General features: G+C 40.4%; 20 protein-coding genes. 15 read left to right on the top strand and 5 right to left on the bottom strand.

Annotated features, from left to right (window positions below; all coding sequences use genetic code 11):
* Positions 1 to 89: 89 nt before the first annotated feature.
* From HH214_RS05475 to HH214_RS05455, 5 genes are all read left to right on the top strand, one after another.
* Entirely contained in the window at positions 90 to 1727 is a 1638-nt protein-coding gene (locus HH214_RS05475) for an amidohydrolase (RefSeq protein WP_169606374.1), read from the top strand.
* A complete protein-coding gene (locus HH214_RS05470) occupies positions 1714 to 3537 on the top strand; it encodes a serine hydrolase domain-containing protein (protein ID WP_169606373.1) in 1824 nt (607 codons plus the stop codon). The genes HH214_RS05475 and HH214_RS05470 overlap by 14 nt, the downstream gene beginning before the upstream one ends.
* 223 nt (positions 3538 to 3760) lie before the next feature.
* Positions 3761 to 4903 (top strand): N-acetyl-alpha-D-glucosaminyl L-malate synthase BshA, encoded by a 1143-nt coding sequence (bshA, locus tag HH214_RS05465; RefSeq protein WP_169606372.1) that lies wholly within the window; start codon positions 3761 to 3763, stop codon positions 4901 to 4903.
* A gap of 96 nt (positions 4904 to 4999) precedes the next feature.
* Positions 5000 to 5491: a hypothetical protein gene (locus HH214_RS05460; RefSeq protein ID WP_169606371.1), complete on the top strand. Its 492-nt coding sequence runs from the start codon at positions 5000 to 5002 to the stop codon at positions 5489 to 5491.
* Between the two features lie 87 nt (positions 5492 to 5578).
* Positions 5579 to 7105, top strand: coding sequence for an IS1182 family transposase (locus HH214_RS05455; protein WP_169606335.1), 1527 nt, complete (start codon positions 5579 to 5581; stop codon positions 7103 to 7105).
* 169 nt (positions 7106 to 7274) lie between these two features.
* Here HH214_RS05455 and HH214_RS05450 read toward each other — a convergent pair whose 3' ends face one another.
* Complete coding sequence (locus tag HH214_RS05450) at positions 7275 to 8423, bottom strand: lactonase family protein (RefSeq protein WP_169606370.1); 1149 nt, start codon at positions 8421 to 8423, stop codon at positions 7275 to 7277.
* A 183-nt stretch (positions 8424 to 8606) separates the two neighbouring features.
* Between HH214_RS05450 and HH214_RS05445 the strand changes: the two genes are divergently transcribed.
* The 8 genes from HH214_RS05445 (at position 8607) to HH214_RS05410 (ending at position 15810) form a co-directional block, all read left to right on the top strand.
* Positions 8607 to 9140, top strand: coding sequence for a YceI family protein (locus HH214_RS05445; protein ID WP_169606369.1), 534 nt, complete (start codon positions 8607 to 8609; stop codon positions 9138 to 9140).
* An 11-nt stretch (positions 9141 to 9151) separates the two neighbouring features.
* Positions 9152 to 10264, top strand: a complete 1113-nt coding sequence (locus tag HH214_RS05440) for a type III polyketide synthase (protein WP_169606368.1) — start codon at positions 9152 to 9154, stop codon at positions 10262 to 10264.
* An 11-nt stretch (positions 10265 to 10275) separates the two neighbouring features.
* Positions 10276 to 11433, top strand: coding sequence for an NAD(P)/FAD-dependent oxidoreductase (locus tag HH214_RS05435; protein ID WP_169606367.1), 1158 nt, complete (start codon positions 10276 to 10278; stop codon positions 11431 to 11433).
* 93 nt (positions 11434 to 11526) lie between these two features.
* A complete protein-coding gene (locus HH214_RS05430; RefSeq protein WP_169606366.1) occupies positions 11527 to 12228 on the top strand; it encodes a methyltransferase domain-containing protein in 702 nt (233 codons plus the stop codon).
* 9 nt (positions 12229 to 12237) lie between these two features.
* A complete protein-coding gene (locus HH214_RS05425; RefSeq protein ID WP_169606365.1) occupies positions 12238 to 13296 on the top strand; it encodes a sensor histidine kinase in 1059 nt (352 codons plus the stop codon).
* Positions 13297 to 13347: 51 nt separating this feature from the next.
* Positions 13348 to 13998 (top strand): DUF47 domain-containing protein, encoded by a 651-nt coding sequence (locus tag HH214_RS05420; RefSeq protein ID WP_169606364.1) that lies wholly within the window; start codon positions 13348 to 13350, stop codon positions 13996 to 13998.
* Between the two features lie 22 nt (positions 13999 to 14020).
* Positions 14021 to 15031, top strand: a complete 1011-nt coding sequence (locus HH214_RS05415) for an inorganic phosphate transporter (protein WP_169606363.1) — start codon at positions 14021 to 14023, stop codon at positions 15029 to 15031.
* A 32-nt stretch (positions 15032 to 15063) separates the two neighbouring features.
* Complete coding sequence (locus tag HH214_RS05410) at positions 15064 to 15810, top strand: DUF4197 domain-containing protein (RefSeq protein WP_169606362.1); 747 nt, start codon at positions 15064 to 15066, stop codon at positions 15808 to 15810.
* Between the two features lie 58 nt (positions 15811 to 15868).
* Here HH214_RS05410 and HH214_RS05405 read toward each other — a convergent pair whose 3' ends face one another.
* Genes HH214_RS05405 through HH214_RS05395 form a run of 3 tightly spaced genes read right to left on the bottom strand, consistent with a single transcriptional unit; the run spans position 15869 to position 19555 of the window.
* A complete protein-coding gene (locus tag HH214_RS05405) occupies positions 15869 to 17647 on the bottom strand; it encodes a DUF885 domain-containing protein (RefSeq protein ID WP_169606361.1) in 1779 nt (592 codons plus the stop codon).
* Between the two features lie 56 nt (positions 17648 to 17703).
* Complete coding sequence (locus HH214_RS05400; RefSeq protein ID WP_169606360.1) at positions 17704 to 18996, bottom strand: energy transducer TonB; 1293 nt, start codon at positions 18994 to 18996, stop codon at positions 17704 to 17706.
* Positions 18986 to 19555 carry an RNA polymerase sigma factor gene (locus HH214_RS05395; RefSeq protein ID WP_169606359.1) on the bottom strand — a complete coding sequence of 190 codons (570 nt, stop codon included), beginning with the start codon at positions 19553 to 19555 and terminating at the stop codon, positions 18986 to 18988. Before HH214_RS05395 ends, HH214_RS05400 begins: the two co-directional genes overlap by 11 nt.
* An 86-nt stretch (positions 19556 to 19641) precedes the next feature.
* Here HH214_RS05395 and HH214_RS22045 point away from each other — a divergent pair, with 86 nt between their 5' ends.
* Both HH214_RS22045 and HH214_RS22040 read left to right on the top strand, forming a co-directional pair.
* Positions 19642 to 20832, top strand: coding sequence for a vWA domain-containing protein (locus tag HH214_RS22045; RefSeq protein WP_248282215.1), 1191 nt, complete (start codon positions 19642 to 19644; stop codon positions 20830 to 20832).
* A gap of 69 nt (positions 20833 to 20901) precedes the next feature.
* On the top strand, positions 20902 to 21576 hold the full coding sequence (locus HH214_RS22040; protein WP_248282214.1) for a YfbK domain-containing protein: 675 nt from the start codon (positions 20902 to 20904) through the stop codon (positions 21574 to 21576).
* Between the two features lie 83 nt (positions 21577 to 21659).
* Here the strand turns inward: HH214_RS22040 and HH214_RS05385 are convergent, their stop codons facing one another.
* Entirely contained in the window at positions 21660 to 22358 is a 699-nt protein-coding gene (locus HH214_RS05385; protein ID WP_169606358.1) for a uracil-DNA glycosylase family protein, read from the bottom strand.
* Positions 22359 to 22414 lie beyond the last annotated feature (56 nt).

Below are 22414 nucleotides of genomic sequence, written 5' to 3'. Positions count from 1 at the left end.
AAAAAATTGCCGTCATAACTTTACCTTTACACCGTTGTATATAGTTTTACGATGAGTTGACGAAGCTTAACCCTGTTTATACCAACCTGATGAAAAAAATTTGGCCTGTGCTATTGCTGGCAATTTTAGCTGCCTGTAACCAAAAAAAGGAATATAACGCCGACCTCCTGGTTAAAAATGCCCTAGTTTATACAGTTGATAGTAATTTTACTCAAGCTGATGCCTTTGTAGTAAGTGCCGGTAAAATTATAGCCGTAGGTAAAGCTGATACTCTTGAGAAAAAGTACAACGTCCGTGAGATAGTTAATGCACATGGCAACCCGGTTTACCCGGGCTTTATTGATGCTCACACTCATTTTTATCGCTATGGCTTAGGTTTACAAGATGTAAATTTGGTAGGTACCAAAAGCTGGGGCGATATTTTAGATTCGGTACAAAATTATGCCAAGCGCAATAGCGAAGGCTGGATTGTAGGCCACGGCTGGGATCAGAATGATTGGACTATAAAACAATTTCCGAACAAAGCAAAGCTGGATTCTTTATTCCCGGTACGTCCGGTAATTTTAACCCGGGTAGATGGGCATGGCGCAATTGCTAACCAAGCCGCTTTAAGTATTGCTGGTATCAAACCCGATCAAAAAATTAATGGTGGTGAAATTGAAACTGTTAAGGGTAAGTTAACCGGTATATTGGTAGATAATGCCGTAGGCTTGGTTACGCATAAGATACCCGAACCTACCGATCAGATTACCGAAGCGGCTTTACTGAATGCACAGCGTAACTGCTTTGCTGTAGGGTTGACTACCGTTGATGATTGCGGCCTACCTTATACTATGGTGAATACTATAGCTGAGCTACAGCATAAAGGGGCGCTGAAAATGCGTATGTATGTAATGCTTTCAGACAATGAAGATAATATTGCCTACCTGTTTAAACGCGGAGTATATAAAACACCAGGATTAAACGTTCGATCGTTCAAGGTATATGCGGATGGTGCTTTAGGTTCAAGAGGTGCTTGTTTGCTGCAAGATTATGCTGACCAGAAAGGCTGGAAAGGTTTTTTACTGAACAGCCAAAAGCATTTTCAGGATGTAGCCGAACGTATTGCGGCTAAAGGTTTTCAGATGTGTACGCATTGTATTGGTGATTCCGCCAATCGTGCTATTTTGAAAATTTATGCTGGTGTACTGAAAGGTAAAAACGACCGCCGCTGGCGTATTGAGCATGCTCAGATTATATCTCCAGAGGATATGCACTACTTTAAAGATTACAACATTATTCCATCGGTACAACCTACTCATGCTACTTCCGATATGTACTGGGCGGGTAAGCGCTTGGGACCGCAGCGCCTCAAAAATGCTTATGCTTACCGTGAATTGTTGCAACAAAATGGTTGGATGCCGCTGGGTACAGATTTTCCTGTAGAAAATATTAGCCCATTGTACACATTTTATGCTGCGGTTGAACGTAAGGATATGAAAGGTTATCCGGAAGGTGGTTTCCAAAAAGAAAATGCTTTAAACCGTATTGAGGCACTTCGGGGTATAACTATTTGGGCCGCTCGTGCCAATTTTGAAGAAAAAGAAAAAGGCAGTATTGAGGTTGGTAAATATGCTGACTTTGTGATTTTAGATAAAGATTTAATGAAAGTTTCCGGTGCTGATTTACCAAAAATAAAAGTGCTAAAAACTTATATCAATGGTGACAAGGTTTATGAGAAGAAGTAAGGGTTGGTTAATTGCTGTTATAGCTGCATTTATTTTGTTAAATACTGCCTGTGCACAACCATCTCAACAATTGCCTACCGGTCAGGCTTACTTGACCGAAGAGCATTTGGCTGAGCAGTCTACCGTTTTGCTGAATAATAATCCGCAGGTTATTCCTTTACAAAGCCTTGATAAGATCAAGGTGGCTAGCATAAGGTTTATCAATAGCAATGCGCCTGTATTTGATAGTTTGCTGAATAAATATACCCGTGTACAAAGTTTTAACGGACTTACTTACAACGGTGTTAAAGGTATAAATACTTTAACTGACGATTTAAAGTTGTACACCACCATTATTCTGCAGCTTACCGATCAAGACTTAAATAATAATTTAATTACCAATTTTATTACAACTAATAACAAGTTGAAGAATTTGGTAATAGTTTATTGGGGAAATGGTTCCTGGTTGTCGGCACTTGATGATGCTACTACCGTGCCTATCATATGGATGAAGCAAACAACACCGGTAGCTGCTTCGTATGCTGCACAAGCGGTGTTTGGTGGTGTGGCTATTACTCAAAAGCTAATGCAAACCATGTCGGCCAGATACGTGGCTGGTGCTGGTTTTTTAACTGCTAAAACACGCCTGCAATATACAGTACCCGAAGAAGTAGGTATTAATGCCAATAATTTACTGCCCATTGAGGATATCGCCCGCGAAGCTGTAGGCGATCATGCTACACCTGGTTTTGTAGTGCTGGTAGCTAAAGATGGAAAGGTTATTTTTAATAAAGCTTATGGATATCACACATATGATAAGGTTCTATCTGATAAAATAACCGATATTTTCGACTTGGCCAGCTGTACCAAAATATCAGCCACTACTATGGAAGCCATGCAGCTTACTGAACAAGGTAAGCTGAGCCTTGATTCAACAGTGGGTAGTTATATTGCTTTAGCGCGGAATACTAGTAAAAACAATATTCTGGTGCGCGAGTTAATGTTGCACCAATCTGGGTTAATACCTGATATTCCTACTTATGAAAGGCTAAAGCCCAGCGATCATAGTACCGATTCTTCTGCCGCTTACCCAACCAAAATAGTAGATCATTACTATTTGCGTAAAGATTATTTTAAAGACGTAATGTGGCCTGAAATGCTGAACTCACCTTTGCGTACCCGTGGCCAGTACGTGTATAGTGACCTGAGCATGTATTTCATGAAAGAAATCATGGAAACAATTACCGCTACGCCGCTGAATGTTTACGTGCAGAATCATTTCTATAATCCGTTAGGCATGCAAACTGCAGGCTTTTTACCGCTTAATCGTTTTAAGCCGGAGCAAATTCCGCCTACTGAAAATGATACTTATTTCAGGCATACACTGCTAGATGGTTACGTGCATGACCAAGGTGCGGGTTTGGTAGGAGGTGTGGCAGGCCATGCCGGGCTTTTTGCCAGTGCCAATGATTTAGCTATATTATACCAGATGGTGCTGAATGGTGGTACTTATGGCGGTATTCAATACTTGAAACCTGAAACTGTAGCCCAATTTACTGCTAAGCAATCAAACGTAAGTCGCCGGGGTTTAGGTTTTGACCGCTGGGATCCGGTTACTACACACCATTACCCGTCCGAGTTGGCTTCACCGCAAACTTACGGGCACACAGGTTATACCGGTACCTGCATTTGGGTAGATCCAAAATATAACTTGGTTTATATCCTGTTATCCAATCGGGTGTATCCAAAAGATTTAACACTGTTTAACAGTCGGCGTATTCGTCCGCGTGTACAGGATGTGGTTTATCAAGCCATTCAAAAAGGATTGTAATTGCGTATATCGGTAACAAGAAAGACCTAGAGGGAATTTGCTGCAAATTATCAGATTTTTTGATTTCTAGACTTAGCGCTAATCTTTACACCCGTTTAACACATTTACCATAAAATGCTGTTAAACTTGCAGCCATGAAAACACCTGATGCTGCTATCCTGAAAAGCTGTGTTGTGAAGCCGTATTATGGGGTTTTATTACATCCAAAAATCAAATCACAGTAATGAAAATCGGCATAGTTTGTTATCCCACTTTTGGCGGGAGCGGCGTAGTAGCCACCGAGTTAGGTAAAGGTCTGGCCGACCGTGGGCACCAGATTCACTTTATTACCTACAACCAGCCGGTACGTCTGGATTTTTTCTCCGAAAACTTGTTCTATCATGAGGTTAGTGTTAGCAAGTACCCTTTATTTGATTTTCCGCCTTATGAGTTGGCTTTAGCCAGCCGTATGGTAGATGTGGTAAGATTTGAAAAGCTGGATGTATTGCACGTACATTATGCTATACCACATGCCTCAGCTGCTTTTATGGCTAAGCAGATTCTGACAACTTATGATATCCATATCCCCGTAATAACCACTTTGCATGGTACTGATATTACTTTGGTAGGGAATGATCGTACTTACAAGCCGGTAGTTACATTTTCTATTAACCAGAGCGATGGGGTAACTTCTGTATCTGAACATTTAAAGCAGGACACTTACCGCTTTTTTGATATTACCAGGGATATAAAAGTAATTACCAACTTCATTGATCTGAAGCGGTTTATCCATACGCCTAAAGAACATTTTAAAAAAGCTATAGCGCCCGAAGGTGAAAAGATATTAATACACACCTCCAACTTCAGGCGGGTAAAACGAGCTTCTGATGTGGTACGTATTTTTGCTAAGGTAAACGAGCAAATACCATCTAAATTACTTATGGTAGGAGATGGGCAAGACCGGCCTGAGTGTGAGCAATTAGCACGTGACTTAGGAGTAAGTCAAGACGTCCGTTTTTTAGGTAAACAAGATGCTATTGAAGAAATCTTGTCAGTATCTGACTTGTTTTTAATGCCTTCGCAATCAGAAAGCTTTGGTTTGGCTGCGTTGGAAGCTATGGCTTGCCGGGTTCCAGTCATTAGCACTAATGCAGGTGGTTTACCTGAATTAAATATAGAAGGCTTAACCGGTTACCTGCGCGATGTAGGTGATGTAGATGGCATGGCCGAACAAGCTATTTACATTTTGCAGGATCAAGAACGATTAAACCAGTTTAAAGAAAATGCGCTAATACATGCCCGCAAATTTGACTTAGCTAATATTTTGCCTGAGTACGAAAACTTCTATATGCAAGTAATTGAAAGCAGCAAAAAGGCTAATTCATAAGTTCAGGAATACTTCATTAGAAAGAGTCATAGCACACTAATACAAACAAGTTAGGTCGGATGGATGTATTATAACCTTAATAATACATTTGATACTATGAAAAAAATACTTCAATTCGCATTACTTTGTTTAGGTATAGCTATTACATTGGCTTCCTGTTCAGGATCAAAAAACCTGTCATCAGCCAACAGCTCAGTTAATGTATCACGTGGTAAATTTACCGGCACCTGGGTACTCAATCAGGTAAGTTATGAGGGTATAGTACAGAGTGCGGTAACAACCGTATTTGATCAGGCACCGCCTGCTGCATTTACGGGTAGTACCTGGAGGCTTACCAATAGCGGAAACGGCATTTACACGTTGAATAATGGTACCTCACAAACTATCTATTGGTCAATTTATAACGGCGACGCAGCTGGGCAGATGTTTCAATTCAAGAAAATATACCAAGGTGATAAAGCTAAGAATGTAGATACCGGTTATCGCCTGTTAGTAAGCAACAACGATGGACGTAACATGACACTGAAATCGCCGGTTAATTTAGGTAATGGTACAGGGTATGTAGTTTATACTTTTACTAAACAATAATCAGCATGATGTTTTTAAATAAGAAAGAGGCTGTCTCATAAGGGACAGTCTCTTGTTGTTTTAAGGAGATTTTTGTATCTTAAAGGCATGGGAGGCAAGATAGTCTTTAAGGAATATGATCCAGACCAGTTAACGTTTTTACCGTACAAACTGGAGGAACTGGTACCGACAGGTCATCCGGTCCGTATCGTTAAACAGGTCGTGGACGCGGTAGATGTCAAACCGATCAACCGGAAGTACAAAGGCGGCGGGGCGTCAAGTTTCCATCCCCGGCTGATGCTGAAGCTGCTGGTTTACGGCTATCTGACCAATACTTATTCCTCACGCAAACTGGAAGAACAGGCCGCGCAGAACGTACACTTCATGTGGCTTTTAGGGATGAAAAAGCCCGACCACAACACCATCAACCGTTTTCGCAGCGAGAAGTTGTCAGGCGTCTTAAAGCAGATCTTCTCACAAATCGTGTTGCTGCTCGAGCAGGAAGGTATCGTATCCTTGAAAGAAGCCGTTTTTACTGATGGTACCAAGATCGAATCAGCGGCGAACAAGTACACCTTCGTATGGGGCAAAAACATCAAGGCGAATAAAGATAAGATGAAAGCCCAGCTTGATGAACTGTGGGGTTATGCGCAAAGCATTGCCGCCGAAGAACTAAAAGATACAGCGCCCTTGGAATATAGTGAGATCAACCCGGAGAAAGTAAAGGAAACCATCTCAAAGATCAATGCAGCCTTAGATGATAAAGAAGACGTAGACAAAAAAGTAAAGCAAAAGCTGAACTACGCAAAGAAGCACTGGCCGGAGAGCCTGGCACGGTATGACGAGCAGGAAAAGTTATTAGCCGGCCGTAACAGCATGTCAAAGACCGACCCGGATGCCACCTTCATGCGGATGAAGGAAGACCATATGCTGAACGGACAACTTAAGCCGGCCTATAACCTGCAGATATCCACCCAGGAGCAATTCATCCTTAATTATACCCTGCATCAAACCTCAACCGATTACCAAACCTTGTCTTCCCATATTGAACAATACCAAGCCTTATATAAAGACCTGCCCAAAGCCATTGTTGCCGACGCCGGCTACGGATCGGATGAGAACTACGGTGTGTTAGCGCGAAAAGGCATTGAGGCTTACATCAAATACAATACGTTCGATAAGGAACAAAAGGACGGTATCAAAGCGTTCAGTAACGACAGCCTGCATTATAACGAAGCGGAGAATTACCTTGTTTGTCCGATAGGTCAATGGATGGCGCATATCGGTAACGGTCAGCGAGTCACTTCATCTGGTTTTGTACAACTGATCAGCCGTTACCGTGCCCAGAACTGTGAAGGTTGCCCGATGCGTGGTGTTTGCCATACTACACAGGGTAACCGGGTCGTTGAGATCAACCACAGCCTAAGACAACATAAACAGGCAGCCAAAGAACGGTTGAATACAGAACAGGGTATCAACCTCAGGAAACGAAGGCCGGCCGATGTGGAACCGGTATTCGCCCAATTAAAGCATAACCATGGCTTCAGACGATTCCTGCTGAAAGGGATGTCCAAGGCCGAGGTCGAAATCGGCTTATTATCCATCGCACATAACCTAAGAAAATGGAAAACCTGAAAACAAGCTTTTTATAGACTTTTAGAACCTGTTAGAATCAATCCCCGGTTCTTAAACGGCTGCTGACATCTTTCACTCAACCTTCCAACCAAAAATCATAACTAAATAAAAAACCGCCTCATATTTGACTTATGAGACGGCCTCTTTCTTATTTAAAGTCGGCTATGGCTTAGCTAACGGGTACAAACTTTAAACAAACTGGGCTATCTACATCAATTTTTACTCCGATTGAAATAAGTCGTCCGTTTATTTTATCAATTCTGAATACCACAATATTGTTACCTTTCTGGTTGGCTACCAGCAGGAAGTTACCGGTAGGGTCAATGACAAAGTTACGTGGTGTAGCACCTTGAGCAGCGATATGCTGAATAACACTTAACTGACCATCCTCTTGGTTAATAGAATAAACAATAATTTCGTTAGCATCACCCCGATTGGTGGCGTATAAAAAGCGGCCATCAGGAGATACATGAATATCAGCAGCGCCTACTTGTCCGGTATAGCCGTCAGGTACAATACTTACTGTTTGATTGTGTTTTAATTTGCCATCATCATAATTGTATCCATAAATATGTCCCCCCATTTCGGTAATCAGGTACATGTATTTATGGTTAGGGGTAAAATCAATATGTCGGGGGCCTTCACCACCATCAACGCTAATGTAAGCTGGAGCAGATGGGCTAAGCGGTACTCGGGCTGAGGCTTTATATCGGTAGATATTCACCTTATCAGTACCCAGGTCTGTAAACATAACGTACTTTTCATCTGGGGTTAATACAGCTGTATGTACATGGGGCTTATCTTGGCGTTCTTTATTCGGTCCTTGGCCCTGATCTTGCAGCGTTTCGGTACTCGGTTTTAAAGAGCCGTCAGCATTTAGCGGGAACACACTTAGGCTACCACCCGCATAATTAGCCGAAAAAACATTTTTCTGCGCTTTATCTACCGAAATATAGCAAGGCCCAGCTCCCGATGGCTGCTTGTTAATAAAGTCAATTTTACCTGTTTTGGGTTCAAACGAAAAGGCACTTACGCTACCCTTCCGATCATCACCCACCTCATTTACCGAATAAATAAATTTGTGATTGTCGGATACACATAAATAGGAAGGATTATCAACACCATCAATTTCGTTCAGGTAAGCCAGTCGGCCGCGCTCTGTATAAAAACGGTATACATAAATACCTTTACTAGCACCAGTAGTATAAGTACCTACCAGTAAATCATAGCTTTTTACTGCCGGTTTATTATCAGCCGGCTTGTTTTGTGCCTGCAATAACACAGGGTATAGCAACAAAGCCCATAAGAGTTTTTTCATAAACAGATAGTTTTTGGATAAATGCAAAGTAACAACACTTTTCAGAATAGGATAAAAATTATTTCAGCTTAGCGTTATTGCCCAGTTTTTTGTGAGCCATAAAATAGATACCCTTGTAAATTGAATAACACCCAACCTGTCAGTATAAATAGTATTTTTAGCCTGACTTATAATTCTGGAATCATGAAAAAACTATTTTTTGCAGCGATAACACTTTTAATATCATTGGGCACTTTGGCACAAAACAAGCAAGCCGTAACTAAATCATCCATTACTTACGAGATTAAGAATATGGGTATTAACACCAGTGGTAAGTTTAATGGTTTGGAGGCCAACATTAACTTTGATAAAGCCAATTTACCCGCCAGCAGCATAGAAGCTACAGTAGATGTGAATACATTAGATTCAGATAATTCTATGCGTGATAACCATTTGAAAGCGGAAGATTACTTTGATGTAGCGCACTATCCGAAAATTACTATGAAGTCAACCTCGTTTAAATATAAAGGTGGTAACAACTATGTAGGCTTGTTTAATGTTACCATTAAAAGCAAAACAAAAGCAGTTGAAGTACCTTTTACTTATATAGAAACTGCCAATATGGGTTTATTTAAAGGTAGCTTTAAAATAAACCGTGCCGATTTTGGTATTGGCGGTAAAAGCATGGTGCTGGCCAATGAAGCTACCATTGTGCTGAATGTGGATGTCAGCAAATAGTGATTTATAATATGGGGAGTTGTATTAGTGCGATAGGTACGGCCAATCCGGTTAACCGGGTAACGCAGCAGGATGCTTATCAATTTATGGTTGATGCTTTCAATCTCAATCCTGATCATGCCTTGCGCTTGAAAAGTATTTATGAAAATTCAGGGATTGATTACCGCTACACTGCTGTAGATGATTTTAATCCGCATGTACCCCGTGCTAATTACCAGTTTTTTGAACCTACGCCTGATCTAGAGCCTTTTGTAACTACCGAAAAACGCCTGAAACTATATCAGGAAAAAGCAGTGCAGATAGCAATACAGGCTGTAAATAAATGTCTGAAAAACTTTGATGAGCATATCATTCAGCAAATTACTCATATTGTTACTATAAGTTGTACCGGCATGTATGCGCCGGGACTTGATATTGATTTGGTAGAGCAGTTAGGACTGCCTCGTACTACCGAACGTATCTGTATTAATTTTATGGGCTGTTATGGTGCTATTAACGGCCTGAAAACAGCCGATTATATTTGCAGGGCTAATCCAACTGCTAAAGTATTGGTGGTGAGCACAGAACTGTGTACCCTACATTTTCAAAAACACAACACCTTGGACAATTGGGTAGCTAATTCATTGTTCTCTGATGGTTCAGCCGCTGCGCTGATTGAAAATACCGAACATAAGCTAGGCACACAACCCGGTTTGGAACTGGAAAGTTTTTATTCAGAATTTATGTCCGAAAGCCGTAACGAAATGGGCTGGTTCATCGGTAATACAGGCTTTGAGATGAAGCTAACTTCTAAAGTGTCAAAGCAAATTAAAAAACATATCAAAGGCGTTACCGAACGCTTGTTAAGTAAAGCTAATCTGACAACAGAGCAAGTTGGTTCATACGCCATTCATCCCGGCGGCAAGAAAATTCTGGAAGCCGTAGAAGAAGCATTGGAACTACCGGAGGAAAGTAATGCTTTTGCATATGAGGTGTTGCGTGAGTACGGTAACATGTCGTCGGCTACTATTTTGTTTGTATTGCAGAAGATGATGCATTCGGGTAAGCTAAGCGGGCATAATATTGTAAGCTATGCTTTTGGCCCTGGTTTGACGGTTGAGGGCATGGCGCTTAAAATGCAGTAATTTTCTTTCACATGAGCGATGTTATTATTGCAGGTGGCGGACTGGCCGGCTTATTCAACGCCTTACTGCTGAACCGCGCCGGCTTGCAGGTTGCTGTAATTGAACGTAAAAGTTATCCTTTTCACCGGGTTTGTGGTGAATATATCTCTAACGAAGTACTACCATTTTTAGAAGAGTTGGATATTGATGTAAGTCTATTAGGTGCATCAAGTATTCAGCGGTTAGAAGTTACAGCCACATCTGGCGCAATATTTAAGCAACCGTTAGATTTAGGCGGCTTTGGCCTGAGCCGTTATGCTTTTGATAATTACTTGTACGAAAAAGCGCAGGCCGAAGGCGTACAGTTTCTGCTTGATACCCGTGTGGACGATATGCGATTGGTGAATAACCTTTTTGAAGTGGTTACACATAACGATAAACTGACAGCGCCGTTGGTAATTGGCGCTTTCGGCAAACGATCAAATTTAGATAGTAAACTGCATCGTGCTTTTTTTTATCGCCGAAGTCCGTATGTAGGAATTAAGGTACATGCCCGAATAAATTTCCCGGATGACTTAATTCAATTGAATACTTTTCGTAACGGTTACTGTGGTGTATCTAAAGTAGAAGGCAATCAATATTGTATCTGTTCATTAGCGCATCGTAATGATTTGCGCAAGCAGGGTAGTCTGGATGCTTTACAAGAAAAGGTTATTAACCAAAATCCTTATCAAAAAGAAATCTTCCGAAATGCAGAGCTGCTCATGGATAAGCCAGAGGTAATAAACGAAATATCTTTTGAGAAAAAGAAACCTGTGGAGCAACACATCTTAATGAGTGGCGATACCGCTGGTATGATAGCCCCGCTATGCGGTAATGGCATGACTATGGCTATCCATTCGGCCAAGCTTTTGGCGGAAATCATTCCACAACATTATCAGTCCGGCAGGTTTTTTACAGGGCAACAGCGCTTAGCTTTAGAGAATGCTTATCGCCATGCCTGGAACAACCAGTTTGCTCATCGACTGTGGGTAGGCCGGCAACTGCAACGCTTGTTCGGCAGTAATAGGCTAATGCACTGGGCTATTCAAACCCTTAATCATGTACCAGCAGTAACTCGCTTGGTGATGAAGCAGACACATGGCAAACCATTTTATTTAAATTCTGCTCATGAACTTCAACGAGGTTAGGGTAGAAAAATAAACAGTTATGCAGAATATATTACTATTCATTATAGCATTCAATTCATCTATTTCAGATAACGTTAGGAGGAGTAAAACATCATGCTAAACTTAGCCAAGCGTATCAATGGTGTTGATGAATTGATGGATGATTTTGCCTTACCTGCCAGTGAGCTTAATCCGGTATTAAAAGGTTTAGGTAACCTCAACGCATGGTTTGGCGGACATAAAACTCTCATTAAGGCTTTAGTAAAGTTTCCGGTACAAGCTGGTAACACCATTAGTGATTGGGGCTGTGGTGGTGGTGATGCTTTGAAAGCCATTGCCAGCTGGGCAGCTAAACGTAAGCTACCGTTGCAACTTACCGGCATTGATGCAGCCCCGGCAGCCATCAGCTTTGCCCAACAAGAAACGGCGGCTTATCCCAATATTCATTATCAGCTTACCGATGTAATGAGTGATGGATTACAAGATAATCAGTTTGATATTATCTTATCCAGCTTATTTACTCACCACTTTGAAGATGAGGCTTGGATAGCGCTGGTTAAAAAAATGTACCGCACTGCCAAGCGAGGTGTAATTATTACCGATTTGCACCGGCATTGGCTATTATATTATTCATTGGCAGTTATAGCCAAAGTAGTAGTGCGTAACCCCATGATTTATCATGATGGGCTATTGTCAGTTAAGCGAAGCTTTAAAAAATCAGAACTAAAACACCTGTTGGCACAGGCTGGTATCACACATTATAGCATTAAATGGAAATGGGCTTTCCGTTGGCAGGTAATCATTTATAAACCATAGTTTTGTGGTATGAAATTAAGTGTACTGGTTTTTATTAATGCTTTAGCAGTAGCTATTACCCTGTCTATTGTTAATTATTATTTTAAACATAGCTGGTATGATATGGCTGTTACGTTTTCTATATCGTTTATAACCAGCTTCATTGTTTTTTATTATTTAATTGAAAAATACGTTTATTCTAAAATTAAGCTCATTTACAAACAAATACATAGTCTTAAACTAGGGCGTGACTTGCGCGATGCCTTAAGCGAATCGGTAAGTATTGATCCGATTGGCGATGTAGAGCAGGAAGTGAAAAACTGGGCTAGTGAAAAAAAGATAGAGATTGAGCAATTACGCAGTCAGGAAAAATTCAGACGGGAGTTTCTATCTAACATTTCGCACGAGTTTAAAACACCACTATTTGCTATACAAGGTTACATTGAAGCCATACTTGATGATGATTTAGAAGATAAAGATATGGCTATGCAGTTTTTGCAGAAAGCTGCACGAAATGTAGATCGAATGAGTTATTTGATTAAAGATCTGGATGAAATATCAAAGCTGGAATCTGGAGAAATTCCTATTAATTACACAAAATTCAGAGTTAATGACCTGATTAAAGAGGTTTTTGAAACCATGGAGTTCAAAGCCAAACAGCACAATATCAAGCTGGTGTTTAAGCAAAAATACGATGAACCTTATTTAGTAAATGCAGACCGGCAAAAAATTACACAGGTATTGGTGAACCTGATTGATAACTCATTTAAATACGGTAATCAGGGAGGAAGTACATCAGTAAGCTTTTTTGATTTGCATGATCAGATACTGGTTGAAGTAACCGACGATGGGATGGGCATTAGTGAAAAGAACTTGCCCCGCTTGTTTGAGCGTTTTTACCGTACCGATAGCAGCCGCTCGCGTGAGATTGGCGGCTCAGGTTTAGGGCTGGCCATTGTAAAGCATATTGTAGAAGCTCACCAGCAAACTATCAATGTGCGTAGTACCGAAGGTTTAGGTTCAACCTTTGGTTTTACGCTAGAAAAGGTTAAGCAAGGGCCTTTTCCATTACCAATATTGAATAGTTAACATTAACTTAACATTGTAAACGTACCTTTGTAGCAACTATTTGATTTACGCATGTCATTAAACAGCTTTTTCCAGTACTTTGTACCTAAGGATAAAAAAGTATTCTTCCCCTTATTTGAGCAAGCTGCCAGTAACGTTGTAGCTATGGCTACTGTGTTGGTAGAGGCGGTAAACTCTAAAAGCTCAACTACACGACAAGAACTTTTTAAACAGATTGATAAACTGGAAAATAAAGGTGATGAGTTAACCCACCAGATTTACCTGGAGCTGGGTAAAAACTTTATTACCCCATTTGACCGTGAAGATATACATGCTCTAGCTACAGCAATTGATGATGTAGCCGATTACATACAAGGTTCAGCTAACCGTATGCTGTTGTATAACATTGAGGATTATACAGAACCTATTTGTAAACTATCTGATCTGATTTTACAAGGTAGCAATGATTTGGAAAAAGCCGTTCGTGAGTTGAAAGACTTGAAAAACGTACGCAATATTGCCGATTCGTGCATTCGTATAAACAGTGTGGAAAACCAAGCCGATTATGTGTTTGATCGTGCTGTAGCCGACTTGTTTTTGTATGAGAAAGATGCACTTAAACTGATTAAGTACAAAGAAATACTGGCAGCGCTGGAAACAGCAACTGATATGTGCGAGGATGCCGCCAATGTAATGGAGTCTATATTAGTTAAAAACGCTTAATTGTTTTAATACTCACCTGCACATGGTTACTAGTTTGCTTGTTGTTGTTGTGATGCTGGCCATCATTTTTGATTTTATTAATGGTTTTCACGATGCGGCCAACTCTATTGCTACCATTGTATCTACCAAAGTACTCACACCTTTTCAGGCCGTGCTGTGGGCAGCTGCTTTTAACTTTTTGGCTTTCTTTTTAATTAAAGATCATAAAGTAGCTAACACCATCGCTAAAACTGTGCACGAAAATTTTATTACCATGCACGTTATTTTGGCAGGGCTGGTAGCCGCTATTACTTGGAACTTAATTACTTGGTGGTTTGGTATTCCATCTAGCTCATCACATACGCTAATTGGTGGTTTTGCTGGTGCAGGTATGACAAATGCTTTATTCTTGGGAGCCAATGCCTGGAACGCGGTAGATACGCATTCTATATTTACTATAGCTGCGTACATTTTTCTGGCACCATTTATTGGTTTGTTCATTGCTTATGTAATTACTATTATCATTCTGCACATTTTTAAAAATTCAAGACCTGCATCAGCTGAGCGATGGTTTAAAAGTGCGCAACTTGTTTCATCAGGTGCGTTAAGCTTTGCACATGGTGGTAACGATGCTCAGAAAGTAATGGGTATTATTTACGTAGCTCTAATTGCTTCAAAAGTGATACCTCCAGATGCTAAGATGCCTGAGTGGATCCCATTGGCTTGTTACAGTGCTATCGCTCTAGGTACCATGTCTGGCGGTTGGAAAATCGTAAAAACCATGGGTAGCAAAATTACTAAGGTAACCCCACTAGAAGGCGTAAGTGCTGAAACAGCTGGTGCCATCACCTTATTTGTTACTGAGCGTTTAGGTATTCCGGTTTCTACTACTCATACCATTACCGGTTCTATCATCGGTGTAGGCTTAACTAAGCGGGTATCAGCTGTGCGTTGGGGCGTGACTATCAATTTGCTTTGGGCATGGGTGATTACCATTCCTATATCAGCCTTAGTAGCTGCTTTGGTATTTACTATCATCCATTTTACACAGTAAGTCATTAATCATATCCTGCGTACAATAAACGCATGAAAAGATTAACTGTATTAGCCACTTTATTACCTGTATGGATATCAGTTACCAGCTTTAGCAGTAAACCTGCAAGGCTGATTAACGAAGCTGCTACTTTTGTTCCATTGCAAAGTACGCCATCTACTTTAGAAATGGTGAGTGGCCTAAAGCAGGCGCTGGAACAAGGAACTGATAAAAGTACCAGTCAGCTATCGGCATTAAATGGTTTTTTTGGCAATGCTGCTATCAAACTCTTGTTTCCACCCGAGGCACAAAAGGCTGAGCGTACTTTACGTAAGTTAGGGTTAAATAAACTGTGTGATAACGTTATTCTATCTTTAAACCGGGCTGCTGAAGATGCCGCTGGTAAAGCTAAGCCCATTTTTGTAGCCGCCATAAAACAGATGACGGTACAGGATATAACCACCATTTTGTTGAGTAGTAACCAAGATGCAGCCACTCAATATTTTAAACGCACTACTACAAACCAATTAACTGACCAATTTAAGCCAGTAGTACATACTAGTTTAGCTAATGTAGGTGCAACCCATTATTACAGCCAATTGGCTACACAGTACAACAAAATTCCGCTTACTTTCAATAAAATCAATCCTGATCTGGACGATTATGTTACTCAGAAAGCTATTGATGGCTTGTTTTACCGTATTGCTCAAGAAGAATTGAATATTAGGTCTAGTATATCTTTCCGTTCTACACCATTGCTGCAAAAAGTATTTGGTTTTGTACAACAGAAAACAAGATAATGTATCAAACAAGAAAGGCATCTCAATAGGATGCCTTTCTTGTTTGATAGTAAGTTAATTATTTCTGACTGGCAATCCAGTTGTCTATTTTGCTATCCAATACGGCCAGCGGCATAGAGCCATCTTTAAGTATTTGATTATGAAACTCGGCTAAATCAAATTTGCCACCTAAAGCTTTTTGGGCTTTACTACGTAGCTCGCGTATTTTCAACGCACCAATTTTGTAACCCAATGCTTGGCCAGGTATCGCCATATAGCGTTCAGTCTCGGCCACTGCACTCTCTTGGCTAACGGGTTCATTAGTCATCATATATCTGATGGCTTGTTCGCGTGTCATGCCTTTGCTGTGCATGCCTACATCTACTACTAAACGGATAGCGCGGTGTATTTCATCGCCTAATGCCCCCATGTGCTGGTAAGGATCTTGAAACAAACCTAATTCTTTACCCAACGATTCGCAATATAAGGCCCAGCCTTCTACATAAGCATTATCAACACCAAAACGACGGAACTTAGGTAATGTATTATTTTCTTGCGTTAAAGAAATTTGGTAATGGTGACCAGGAACGGCTTCATGCAAGAACGTAGATTCCATACCCGAAGTGGTATTGTACTTAGTAGCATCCAAAATAGGTACATAGAATATGCCTGGCCGGCTACCATCGGCAGTGCCTGGATAGTATTCTATGCTGGCTGATGCTGCACGGAATGCTTCCGTTTGCCTGATTTCAAACTTGGTTTTAGGCACATGGCTAAACATCTTTTTCAAGTTAGGCTCCATACGCTGGTGGATGTTCTCAAAGGCATTCAGCACATCCTGTGGTGTTTTATAAGGTGTAAATTTAGGGTCGGTGTTCATGTATTTGAAAAAAGCTACTAAGTCGCCCTTAAAACCTACTTTATTTTTAATGCTATCCATTTTGCCCCGAATGCGTGCTACCTCACTTAATCCCAACTGATAAATTTCATCAGGCGTTTTATTGGTAGTGGTCTGCTGCTTTACCAGGTAGGTGTAAATAGCCATACCACCTGGCATAGCTGAATAGCCGGTAGTGCTGCGAGCATGAGGTAAATACTGCGTTTTTAAATAGGTACCCAGCTTTTGGTAAGTAGGTACAGCTACCGTCATGATAGCCTTTTTATACTCATCTGTTAATTTTTGCTTGTCAGCTGCGGAAAAGTTTTGCGGCAAATGAGTAATTGGGCCATAAAACAAGCTTTTGCTTGGATCGGTAACAACCATAGCTTCCATTTGCGGAATCATTTTTACGACCAATACTTTAGGTAATACCACACCAGCTTTAACACCTTTGTTGAAGTTAACTATAGCCGTATCAGCCCATGTTGCAAAATTATTCAATCTTTTTAGCCAGTCTTCATAATCTTTTACTGTTTTGAATGGCTGTGTACCTGTACCCGAACCAAACTGCCCCATAGTTAGGGGTAAGGCATTGAACTGGTTAAATGGCATGTACTCAAAATGGTAGTTATAGCTTTGTAACTGTATGCCGGCTTGGTAATCCAGAATGTCGTACGATAATTGATCTTCCTCGTTTAAATCTTCACGTTTAAACCGATGAAGTTTGTTCAGATAAGTTTTGTAATAATTCTTAGTCTGGTTGATAAACTGCTGGGAGCCATCATTAGGTAATAAATCGTTGTACCGGTTATCGCCAATAGCTGTAGCGTTAAGGGGGAACAATTTTAAACCATCTTCAAAATAATTATCCAGCAACTTATTGAAATCTTTGTTGCTGCCGGATGATGTATCAGAGCCAGAGGGTTTACAGGCAGCCAACAAGCCGACCATACTGAATAGCAGAAATGTTTTTTTCATGATGAGCAAATGCAAATGTTTAAATGTAGCAAATAATTCAATCGCAGTAAGATAGATTACTCGTGTGTAAAACGGATAGTGAGCGTTACCTTTTCAGGCTGGTCATTTAGATTATGTAACCAGCTTGGTCCTTCTTTAATAAGCCGGATAGCTTCCTGATCAGCTTCTTGGCTGAGACTTTTGATGATAATGAAATCCGTTAAACTATTATCGGCATTAACCATAAAGCTCACACGTACTTTGCCGGTACTACTATCTGTTACATGAGCCTGATTAGCTAAGTATTGTTTAAAACTCTTCCAGCCGGTAACAGGATGTGCTTTTGTAATTATATTGGATGAGGTACCATAACCCGTTACTGCCACTTCAGATAAGGACATGTGAGTTGGCTTAAGTGTTACCTGAAGATTATTCTGGTCTTTAACCTTAAGCTGTATCGGCTCAAATCCTAAGTAGGCTATGTTTAACTGATCATTTTTTTGTGCTTTTATCGAGAAGTTACCATCAGCATTGGTAGTTACATTAGTATTGACTCCTTCCACTTTTACCACGACACCAGGTAGTGGGCTTCCGCTTTCGTCGGTTACTTTACCTGTAATGGTTTTAATTTTTGTGGTGTCTGTTCTATAAAGTTTACTGTTCAAAATATTTACACCAGCTATCCGGCTTACTGGTGCATTACCAACAGGTTCATCCAACTGTTGTGCCTGTACTTGAGCTATACTACCTGTTATGCTGGTTTTCTTTTGTGTAGAGTATCCAATTACCGCCACTTCATTAAGCAGATTGCCTTTAATGCTACTATCAGTGGCAACTGGTTGCTCAAGAAGAACATCATGAGTCAATAAAGGAGATTGCCTTGGTTTAGCAAAGGTTTGCCGGCTGTATCTGCGGTTTAGTTGTGCAATATTATTTGAGGTTGGTAATGATACATCCGCATCAGTTAAGGTGGGCTGTTGTTTGCTTTTAGTAACAGTTGAATCCACATTAGATGACGGTATAGGAATATGTACCATACTGCCAGTTGAGGGTAAAGTTATTCGGGTAGTTGAAGTTTGATGAAGCAACCACCAGCAACCCACAGCTATAAATAAAATTATCGAAGCAGCCGCAGCTAAGCGAGGCCATAATAAACGCTGTTTGGCAGGTTGTACGCGCTGTTGCAAACGGTTGTATAAGTCTGTTAAATGCTGTTGCTGATTGTTATCGTTCTGCTCATATCCTTCCAAAGCATCCATCAAAAACGGATCATTTAATGCCTGTTTCTCCAGCTTGTGCATAGCATGGGCATCCAGTTCTCCGTTCAGATACTTCCTGATTTGCGATATGTCAGTCTTTTTAGCGCTCACGATTATTTTCCAGGCAAATTTTCAGATTTCGTTTTCCGTTTTGGATATAGCTTTTAACTTCATTCAAGCTATATCCGGTATGTTCTGCTACTTCTTTATAAGATTTTTCCTGCAAGTAAAATATTTGGATGCTTTGCTGTTGTGCAGGCGTTAGTTTCTTCAAGCAATCTTCCAGTTGATTTATTTTATGCTCATCATTATCATCAGGATGCAGAACAAATGGAGATTCCATAACTTCTTCTAAGCTTAAGGTTTCCATTTTTTTGTTGGTACGTAATTGCATTAGGCAGTAATTACGGCTTAATACATACAACCAGGGTCTGAACTCTTTTATTTCATGCCGGGTAACTTTTATAACTAATTCTTCAAATATCTGCATAACGGCATCTTTACTCTGCTCTTCATCCTGCAAATACTTTAAGCAAACACCATATACCAAGGGCATATATTGCTCATACAAACGTCCTAATACAGCTAAATCACCACTTTGGCGATACTGCTGCAACAGGTCTGCATCACCTGCCTGATCTGGCTGCTTACGTTTGCTGAACAACTTCATTAACGGAGGTAAAATAATTTTTTTAAATGGTTTATGGAAATAGGCATGCGGTTACATCCTTATTACAAAAACAAATAAAAACAGCCATGAAAAAGCTTGCACTAGTACTATTAATGCTTATTAGCCTAACAAGCGTTAGGGCTGATAGCAGCCGAATGATTACCGGTATGGTATATGACAATCAAAGTAAACAACCTTTACCTGGCGTAATTGTACAGATTAAGGGTACAAAAACTTCTATCCAGACAGATAGCAAAGGACACTATGCTATTAATATTATGAATTCGTATGATAAGCTAACCTTTAGCTTTATTGGTTACAAATCACAAACTATAGATGTAAAAAATAAAGGTAAAGTTGATGTGTATCTACAAGCGTCAAGTGCTATACTACATGATGTAGTTGTAGTAGGTTACAGTACGCAACAGAAAACCAGCATAATAGGTAGTGCAACTCAGGTACAGGCTGCTCCGCTTAACGAGGTGGTGGGTAATGCTCCGGTAAGTAGAATAATACAAGGTAGAGCAGCTGGTTTAATGGTAAATAAAGTTTACCCTGGTTCAATATACCCTCAGCCAGTACAAAATACCGAATCGTACAAAGGTATTACTGAGAACGGTTTCCAAAACCCGAAAGAGAATCCGCTCAGTACGTTTTCTGTTGATGTGGATGCGGCCTCATACAGTAATGTGCGCCGGTTTATCAACAACGGTCAGTTGCCGCCTAAAGATGCGGTGCGTATTGAGGAAATGATTAACTATTTCGGTTACAACTTGCTCACACCTACGGATGGCAGCCCGGTAGCTATTCATACTGAATTATCTACAGCACCTTGGAACCCAGAACACCAATTAGTACGTATTGGCTTAAAAGCTAAGGCGGTAAATAATCATAAGCTGCCGGCCTCTAACCTGGTCTTTCTGGTTGATGTTTCAGGCTCCATGATCATGCCTAATAAATTACCACTAGTTCAATCGTCTATGAAATTGCTCGTAGATCAGCTACGTCCGCAAGATAAGGTTGCCATAGTGGTATATGCCGGTCAGGCTGGCTTAGTATTGCCATCTACATCTGGCAGCCAAAAAACTACGATTAAAGATGCTATCGACCGATTAAGTGCAGGTGGTTCAACTGCAGGAGGGGAGGGCATCAAACTGGCTTACCGTGTAGCTAAGGAAAACTTCATGAAAAATGGTAATAATCGCGTGATATTGGCTACTGATGGTGACTTTAATGTAGGGGCCTCATCCGATCAGGATATGGAACATTTGATTTAACAGGAACGGAACAGCGGTATATTTTTGTCTGCATTAGGGTTTGGGATGGGGAATTACAAGGATAGCAAAATGGAAACACTGGCCGACAAAGGCAATGGAAATTATGCTTACATCGACAACATTACTGAGGCTCGTAAAACTTTGGTGAGCGAATTTGGTGGTACCTTGTTTACGGTAGCTAAAGATGTAAAACTACAAATTGAGTTTAATCCTGCACATGTACAAGCTTACCGACTAATCGGTTATGAAAACCGCATTTTGAACAAGGAAGATTTTAACAATGACCAGAAAGATGCTGGGGATATGGGAGCCGGACATACTGTTACAGCATTTTATGAAATTATCCCGGTAGGTATAAAAGATAAGTTTACGGTTGATCCGTTAAAATATCAAAAGCCTAAAGCACTAATCAATTACATAGCTTCTGATGAAATGATGACTGTTAAATTCCGGTATAAAGAACCAAATTCATCGGTTAGTAAATTGAGCCAGGTTACCATAGCTGATAAACCGATTGATTTTAATAAAGCATCATCCGATTTCCGGTTTGCCGCTGCCGTAGCCGAATTCGGCATGATGCTGCGTAACTCAGATTATAAGCAAAATGCCAGCTACAATCAAGCTATCACAATAGCCAAAGCTGCTAAAGGCGAAGATGCGGAAGGCTACCGGGCAGAATTAGTGAAACTGGCTGAGAGCGCCAAACTACTTAGCAGAAGTAATGGATTGGCTGCAAATGATTAATTAAGTACACATTAAACCAGCCGTGGTCTATGTACTTTATGGATAACGGTTGGTTTAATAGTTTATTATAAACAGTATTGTTTTTATAAAACAGACCTGAAAGCATCTAGGTATTTATCAATGTAAAACTGTTTAGTGGATAATTTATACTGCATAATAAATCTAGGATGTTCCAGGGCAATAATGCGTTTGAAGAAGTGATGCTCGGCATTGAGCTTGCGTAAAAAAAAATCGTTTTTACCATTACCAAAGCAAAATGCTATATCAGTATAAACACCTAAGTCAATTTGCTTTTGCATACTCTCCACAATAAAAGGGTAGGCAGCCTGAGTAAGTTCTTTACTATCATAATAATTATAGTTTTTTTCTTTGCCTTTAGCATCAAGTGTAGTAAAGCCAAGCGGGCAAACCGAACTGATGTAAAACTTTTCATAAAAAGCTTTTACGCCGCCATAGGCGTTAATAACATCATACACAAAAACGGAAGAGAGTTCATGTGCTGATTTACCTTCATAATGAATACCACATTCTTTTTCCAAACGTTTCGGATCGGTAAAAGGAATACCTGTAAGGCCTCCACCAAACCGACCAGGATTAATGCCCATAATGATATGCCGTTTATTAGTATCCTGATAATACTGGTGGTAAAACCGTTCGGCAATCGACAAAGCTTGTGCTGATTCCTGAAAAGGATTTAATATGCGAATACCAGATGGCAACTGCCCACCGGTAAATACCAGATGTTGATTAAAGTTAATAACATTATCGGCAAATGTTTTCATATAGCTTATTCAACAAAAAAGGCCATACATGGTGTATGGCCTTTGATTATAAATTT

This window comes from Mucilaginibacter robiniae, from assembly GCF_012849215.1.
Classification (GTDB): Bacteria; Bacteroidota; Bacteroidia; order Sphingobacteriales; family Sphingobacteriaceae; genus Mucilaginibacter; species Mucilaginibacter robiniae.
Note: the sequence above shows the minus strand (reverse complement) of the source record. Positions and strands in the feature narration are given on the sequence as shown.

What these genes read in the sequence shown, in the direction of transcription:
- HH214_RS05475 (WP_169606374.1), top strand. Translation starts at nt 90, where the DNA reads ATGAAAAAAATTTGGCCTGTGCTATTGCTGGCAATTTTAGCTGCCTGT.
- HH214_RS05470 (WP_169606373.1), top strand. Translation starts at nt 1,714, where the DNA reads ATGAGAAGAAGTAAGGGTTGGTTAATTGCTGTTATAGCTGCATTTATT.
- bshA (WP_169606372.1), top strand. Translation starts at nt 3,761, where the DNA reads ATGAAAATCGGCATAGTTTGTTATCCCACTTTTGGCGGGAGCGGCGTA.
- HH214_RS05460 (WP_169606371.1), top strand. Translation starts at nt 5,000, where the DNA reads ATGAAAAAAATACTTCAATTCGCATTACTTTGTTTAGGTATAGCTATT.
- HH214_RS05455 (WP_169606335.1), top strand. Translation starts at nt 5,579, where the DNA reads ATGGGAGGCAAGATAGTCTTTAAGGAATATGATCCAGACCAGTTAACG.
- HH214_RS05450 (WP_169606370.1), bottom strand. Translation starts at nt 8,423, where the DNA reads ATGAAAAAACTCTTATGGGCTTTGTTGCTATACCCTGTGTTATTGCAG.
- HH214_RS05445 (WP_169606369.1), top strand. Translation starts at nt 8,607, where the DNA reads ATGAAAAAACTATTTTTTGCAGCGATAACACTTTTAATATCATTGGGC.
- HH214_RS05440 (WP_169606368.1), top strand. Translation starts at nt 9,152, where the DNA reads ATGGGGAGTTGTATTAGTGCGATAGGTACGGCCAATCCGGTTAACCGG.
- HH214_RS05435 (WP_169606367.1), top strand. Translation starts at nt 10,276, where the DNA reads ATGAGCGATGTTATTATTGCAGGTGGCGGACTGGCCGGCTTATTCAAC.
- HH214_RS05430 (WP_169606366.1), top strand. Translation starts at nt 11,527, where the DNA reads ATGCTAAACTTAGCCAAGCGTATCAATGGTGTTGATGAATTGATGGAT.
- HH214_RS05425 (WP_169606365.1), top strand. Translation starts at nt 12,238, where the DNA reads ATGAAATTAAGTGTACTGGTTTTTATTAATGCTTTAGCAGTAGCTATT.
- HH214_RS05420 (WP_169606364.1), top strand. Translation starts at nt 13,348, where the DNA reads ATGTCATTAAACAGCTTTTTCCAGTACTTTGTACCTAAGGATAAAAAA.
- HH214_RS05415 (WP_169606363.1), top strand. Translation starts at nt 14,021, where the DNA reads ATGGTTACTAGTTTGCTTGTTGTTGTTGTGATGCTGGCCATCATTTTT.
- HH214_RS05410 (WP_169606362.1), top strand. Translation starts at nt 15,064, where the DNA reads ATGAAAAGATTAACTGTATTAGCCACTTTATTACCTGTATGGATATCA.
- HH214_RS05405 (WP_169606361.1), bottom strand. Translation starts at nt 17,647, where the DNA reads ATGAAAAAAACATTTCTGCTATTCAGTATGGTCGGCTTGTTGGCTGCC.
- HH214_RS05395 (WP_169606359.1), bottom strand. Translation starts at nt 19,555, where the DNA reads ATGAAGTTGTTCAGCAAACGTAAGCAGCCAGATCAGGCAGGTGATGCA.
- HH214_RS22045 (WP_248282215.1), top strand. Translation starts at nt 19,642, where the DNA reads ATGAAAAAGCTTGCACTAGTACTATTAATGCTTATTAGCCTAACAAGC.
- HH214_RS22040 (WP_248282214.1), top strand. Translation starts at nt 20,902, where the DNA reads ATGGAAACACTGGCCGACAAAGGCAATGGAAATTATGCTTACATCGAC.
- HH214_RS05385 (WP_169606358.1), bottom strand. Translation starts at nt 22,358, where the DNA reads ATGAAAACATTTGCCGATAATGTTATTAACTTTAATCAACATCTGGTA.